General features: G+C 66.1%; 5 protein-coding genes and 1 pseudogene. All 6 read left to right on the top strand.

The window, feature by feature from the left end; all coding sequences use genetic code 11:
* Positions 1-92 precede the first annotated feature (92 nt).
* Entirely contained in the window at positions 93-941 is an 849-nt protein-coding gene (locus tag JOY90_RS08940; RefSeq protein ID WP_291690780.1) for a DeoR/GlpR family DNA-binding transcription regulator, read from the top strand.
* Positions 942-1,082: 141 nt separating this feature from the next.
* Positions 1,083-1,340, top strand: coding sequence for a hypothetical protein (locus JOY90_RS08935; protein ID WP_291690779.1), 258 nt, complete (start codon positions 1,083-1,085; stop codon positions 1,338-1,340).
* Positions 1,341-1,499: 159 nt separating this feature from the next.
* Complete coding sequence (gene glpD / locus JOY90_RS08930) at positions 1,500-3,044, top strand: glycerol-3-phosphate dehydrogenase (RefSeq protein ID WP_291690778.1); 1,545 nt, start codon at positions 1,500-1,502, stop codon at positions 3,042-3,044.
* Positions 3,041-4,120, top strand: coding sequence for an ABC transporter ATP-binding protein (locus tag JOY90_RS08925; protein ID WP_291690777.1), 1,080 nt, complete (start codon positions 3,041-3,043; stop codon positions 4,118-4,120). Before glpD ends, JOY90_RS08925 begins: the two co-directional genes overlap by 4 nt.
* Before the next feature lie 10 nt (positions 4,121-4,130).
* The gene (locus JOY90_RS08920) at positions 4,131-5,216 is read left to right on the top strand and encodes an ABC transporter ATP-binding protein (protein WP_291690776.1); all 1,086 of its coding nucleotides are present in this window, start codon (positions 4,131-4,133) and stop codon (positions 5,214-5,216) included.
* Positions 5,216-5,438: pseudogene (locus JOY90_RS08915) on the top strand (sugar ABC transporter permease); the annotation flags it as partial. The gene JOY90_RS08920 and the pseudogene JOY90_RS08915, both read left to right, overlap by 1 nt.

Genomic DNA, 5,438 nt, shown 5'->3' with positions numbered 1-5,438 from the left:
TCAGCGCCTTCTGTGCGGCGTTAACCTATCTCGCGCGTTGACCGCGCCTCACAACCACCGTTACCTTGGCGCCACGAACCGAGGGCGCCGCCGTGACGGGACTATCGCATCGCCAGACCGAAATCCTCAATCTTGCCCGCGCCTCGGGCCGGGTGCTGGTGGAAGATCTCGCCCGCCGCTTCGATGTGTCGGCGCAAACCATCCGCAAGGACCTCAACGATCTCTGCGAGCAGCGCTCACTGACCCGTATCCATGGCGGGGCCATCATCGCCTCCGGCGTCGAAAACCTCGCCTATGAGGCGCGCCGCTTCGTCGCCGCCGAGGAAAAAAAGGCAATCGGCGCCGCGGCGGCCGCGCTGATCCCGAACGGTTGCTCGCTCTTCATCAATATCGGCACGACGACGGAAGAGGTCGCGAGCGCACTGACCTCGCACGAAGACCTGCTCGTCATCACCAACAACCTCAACGTCGCGATGCTGCTCTATCGGCATCCGCGCATCGAGGTGATCGTCGCGGGCGGCGCGGTGCGCCGCGCCGACGGCGCCGTGGTCGGCTCGACCGCGACGCAGCTGATCGGCCAGTTCAAGGTTGACTACGCCATCATTGGCGCGTCCGCGATCGACGAGGAGGGCGCGCTGCTCGACTTCGACTATCGCGAGGTGCAGGTGGCGCAGGCGATCATCGCCAACGCGCGCAGTGTGATGCTGGTCGCCGACTCCAGCAAGTTCACCCGCTCGGCGCCGGTGCGCATCGCGCATATGAGCCAGATCCAGACCTTCGTCACCGACGCGGCGCTGCCGGCCGGTCTGGCGAACATCTGCCATTCGCGCGGCATCCAGGTGATCGAGGCGATGCCGAATGCCGGCTCCGATGAGGCCGATGCGTCCGACGCGGAAGCATCGGACGTGACGGCTCCGTCGCCCGTGGTCCGGCTGCGCTAGCGAAATTCTCCCTGCGGACCATTGCATGAAAAAATGATCCAGGGCCTGCGTCATTTCAGCAGAAGACGCCGGTATTTATGCTCTATACGTGTGAACGTTCACTTGATTCGGCAGGGAAGTGCGCTGCACACGAGGGCGGTGTTGCGGTCGATGTCGGCGGGCGACTGGGGACAGCTCCTGCTGCTGGGTCTGCTCTGCGGCGGCTCGTTCTTCTTCGCCCGCGTCGCGGTGGTCGAAATCCCGCCGCTGGCCCCTGGGGCTGTACCGGGTGTCGATTGCGCGCTGGCGCTGCATCTCTGGCTGAGGCTGCGCGGCATTTCTTTTGCGCTGGGTGAGCGGCTGAAGCCGTTCGAACTGGTTGGAATGACCTTGATCATCGCCAGCCTGGTTGGTCATTGACGGCCGGCTCTTCCGTTCGCTGAGCGATCGTGTCCACGGTGCTGCCCAATTCTTGGGCTCAATCTGCTACTTTTTTCATTGCTTTCGTATTCAGTTGTGATTACACCGAAAACGAAAGCTAAACCGCCAAAACGAAGGCGGGCGCCGGGGGAAGCGCTTTTGGATCGGATTTTCGACCTCGCGATCATTGGGGGCGGCGTCAATGGCTGCGGCATCGCGCGCGATGCAGCCGGGCGCGGCAATACCGTTTTCCTCTGCGAAATGAACGATTTGGCCAGCGGGACGTCGTCCTGGTCGACGAAACTCGTGCATGGCGGGCTGCGCTATCTCGAATATTACGAGTTCCGCCTGGTCCGCGAGGCGCTGATCGAGCGCGAGATCCTCTGGCAGATCGCGCCCCACATCATCCGCCCGCTTCGCTTCGTGCTGCCGCATCATGCGGGCCTGCGGCCGGCCTGGCTGCTCCGGCTCGGCCTGTTCCTCTACGACCACATCGGTGGCAGGCACCTGCTGCCGCCCACCCGCACAGTCGACCTCACCACGGATGTGGTCGGCCGTCCCCTGATCCCGCGGCGCTACAGCCGCGGCTTCGAATATTCCGACTGCTTTGTCGACGACGCGCGGCTGGTGGTCCTGAACGCGCGCGACGCAGCCGACCGCGGCGCCGACATCCGTACCCGCACCCGTGCCGTCGAGATCAGGCAGACCGACGGCATCTGGCAGCTCACCACCGAAAGCAGCATCAGCGGCGAACGCGCGATCATCCGCGCCCGGGTGCTGGTCAATGCCGGTGGGCCGTGGGTCGAGAACGTGCTGGCGACGGGCGCCGGCGTCAACGCGCGCGCCAAGGTGCGGCTGGTGCAGGGCTCACATATCGTGGTGCGGAAACTCTACGAGCACGACCGCGCCTACATGTTCCAGAACGCCGACGGCCGCATCATCTTCGTCATTCCCTACCAGGACGATTTCACCCTGATCGGCACCACCGATCGCGACTATGAGGGCGATCCGGCGAAGGTGAAGGCGACCGACGAGGAGATCAAATATCTCTGCGCGTCCGCCAGCGAATATCTGGCGAAGCCGGTTCACCCGGACGAGGTGGTCTGGACCTATTCCGGCGTGCGGCCGCTCTACGACGACGGCGCGAGCGAAGCCAAGGCCGCCACCCGCGACTATGTGTTCGAGCTCGACATGCCCGGCGGCGCACCGCTGCTCTCGATCTATGGCGGCAAGATCACGACCTATCGCCGCCTTGCCGAGGAGGCGCTGGAGCGGCTGGCGCCCCATCTCGGCAGCGCCAATCTGCGCGAGGGCTGGACCGGCAAGACGCCGCTGCCCGGCGGCGAGTTCGATGTCGCGGCGCTTCCGGCGCTCACGGCCGAGCTGCAGCGCAACCACCCATTCCTCTCCCGGGAGCATGCCAACCGGCTGGCGCACGCCTATGGCACGCGCGCCTCGCGCCTGCTCGGCGACGCAAGATCGCTCGCCGATCTCGGCGCGTCCTTCGGCGCGACGCTGACGGCGGCCGAGGTGAGATACCTGATGGCATCCGAATGGGCAGAGACGGCGGAGGACATCGTCTGGCGCCGCTCCAAGCTCGGCTTGCGCCTGTCGCCGGACGAGATCGCGGCGCTCGATGCCTGGATGTCGGCCAACCGCGCGCCGCAGCAAAACTCGCTGGTCGAGGCGGGAGGGCGGCCATGAGCGTCGCGCTCGATCATGTCACGCGGCTGGTCGATGGCGTGGCGACCATCCGTGACGTGTCGCTCACGCTGGAGCCGGGCACGCTGAGCGTGCTGCTCGGCCCGACGCTGTCGGGCAAGACCTCGATCATGCGATTGCTGGCAGGCCTCGACAAGCCGCACTCCGGTCGCGTGCTGGTCGACGGCAAAGACGTCACCGGCATCGACGTGCGCCGGCGCTCGGTCGCGATGGTCTATCAGCAGTTCATCAACTACCCTTCGCTGACCGTCTACGAGAACATCGCCTCGCCGCTGCGGGTGCAGGGCCGGCCGCGCGAGGAGATCGAGCGCCGCGTTGGCGAGGCGGTGAAGCTGTTGCGGCTCGAGCCGTTCCTGTCGCGCACGCCGCTGCAGCTCTCCGGCGGCCAGCAGCAGCGCACCGCGATCGCCCGCGCGCTGGTCAAGGGCGCCGATCTCGTGCTGCTCGACGAGCCGCTCGCCAATCTCGACTACAAGCTGCGCGAGGAATTGCGCGCCGAGCTGCCGCGCATCTTCGAGGCGTCGGGCGCGATCTTCGTCTATGCCACCACCGAGCCTTCGGAAGCCTTGCTGCTCGGCGGCCGCACCGTGTGCATGTGGGAAGGTGAGGTGCTGCAGGTCGGCGAGACGCCGAAGGTCTACCGCCATCCCGACACGCTGCGGGTGGCGCAGGTGTTCTCCGATCCGCCGCTCAACACGGTTGCGATCGAGAAGCGTGACGGCGCGGTGCAATATTCCGGCGGCGTCACAGCGCCGGCTTCCGGCCTCTATGCGGGTCTCGGCGACGGCCACTACCGTGTCGGCTTCCGCGCCCATCAACTGGAGCTCGCCAACGGACAGGCCGGCCGGCATGCCTTCCCGGCAACGGTCACGGTGACGGAGATCACCGGCTCGGAGAGTTTTGTCCACCTGACGCGTGACGCCACCAACTGGGTCGCGGTGCTGCACGGCGTGCACGAGTTCGAGCCCGGCCAGACGCTGGAGGCGATCCTCGATCCCGACAACGTCTTCGTGTTCGACGCGGCGGGCCGTCTCGTCGCGTCACCCAGATCGGCATAGGGGAAAGACGATGGCCCGCATTGACCTCGTCGAGCTCGCACAATCCTACCACGGCCCCGACGCCGATCCCGAAAGCTTCGCGCTGAAGCCGATCTCGATGACCTGGCGACAGGGCGGCGCCTATGCGCTGCTTGGCCCCTCCGGCTGCGGCAAGACCACGCTGCTGAACCTGATCTCCGGCATCCTGCCGCCGACGCGCGGAAAAATCCGGTTCGACGGCGTCGACATCACGCCGCTGTCGACGCAGAAGCGCAACATCGCGCAGGTGTTCCAGTTCCCGGTGATCTACGACACCATGACGGTCGGCGAGAACCTGGCTTTTCCACTGAAGAACCGCGGCGTGCCGAAGGCCGAGATCGACAAGCGTGTCGCCGAGATCGCGCGCCTGCTCGACCTCACGCCGGAGCTGAAGCGCAAGGCGACGCGGCTCACCGCCGACGCCAAGCAGAAGATCTCGCTCGGCCGCGGATTGGTGCGCTCCGACGTCGCCGCCATCCTGTTCGACGAGCCGCTGACGGTGATCGATCCCGAACTGAAATGGCAGTTGCGCTCCAAGCTCAAGGCGCTGCACCGCGAGCTCGACCTCACGATGATCTATGTCACCCACGACCAGACCGAGGCGCTGACCTTCGCCGACACCGTGGTGGTGATGCATGACGGCCGCGTCGTGCAGAGCGGCACGCCGGCCGAATTGTTCGAGAAGCCGGCGCACACCTTCGTCGGCTATTTCATCGGCTCGCCCGGCATGAACATCGTGCCGGCCGAGGTGAAGGGACGACAGGCCCGCATCGATGGCCACGTCATCGCGCTCGTGCGCAGCTACGACGCGCTGCCGGCGGGCGCCAAGATCGAGATCGGCGTACGGCCGGAATTCGTCGACGTCGCGCCGCCGGCGCCCGGCCTGCTGTCCGCCGCCATCGAGCGGATCGACGATCTCGGCCGTATCCGCTTCGCGCGCGTGCGCGTCGGCGACGTCAAGCTCGCCGCGCGCGTGCCTTCCGGCCTTTCCGTCGCCGATGGCACGGCCGGGCTGAAGTTCGATCCCGCGCATGTCCACGTCTATGCCGACAGCAGACTGGTCGAGGGGACGGCCTGATGGACAAGACCGTCAACCAGAAGGCCTGGTTCCTGGTGCTGCCGGTGTTCGCGGTGGTGGCGTTCTCCGCCATTCTGCCGCTGATGACGGTGGTGAACTATTCGGTGCAGGACACCTTCGGCAACAACCAGTTCTTCTGGAACGGCATCGGCTGGTTCAAGGAATTGCTCGATCCTTCGACCGATCTCGGTGGCCGCTTCTTCGCCTCGCTGTGGCGCAACC

Origin of the sequence: Bradyrhizobium sp., from assembly GCF_019242285.1 — a bacterium.
Classification (GTDB): domain Bacteria; phylum Pseudomonadota; class Alphaproteobacteria; order Rhizobiales; family Xanthobacteraceae; genus Bradyrhizobium.
The sequence above is the reverse complement of the archived record's forward strand: the minus strand, read 5'-3'. Positions and strand labels throughout refer to the sequence as shown.

Bases quoted from the DNA above. Each gene is read 5' to 3' on its own strand.
- JOY90_RS08925 (WP_291690777.1), top strand. From the start codon at position 3,041: ATGAGCGTCGCGCTCGATCATGTCACGCGGCTGGTCGATGGCGTGGCG.
- JOY90_RS08920 (WP_291690776.1), top strand. From the start codon at position 4,131: ATGGCCCGCATTGACCTCGTCGAGCTCGCACAATCCTACCACGGCCCC.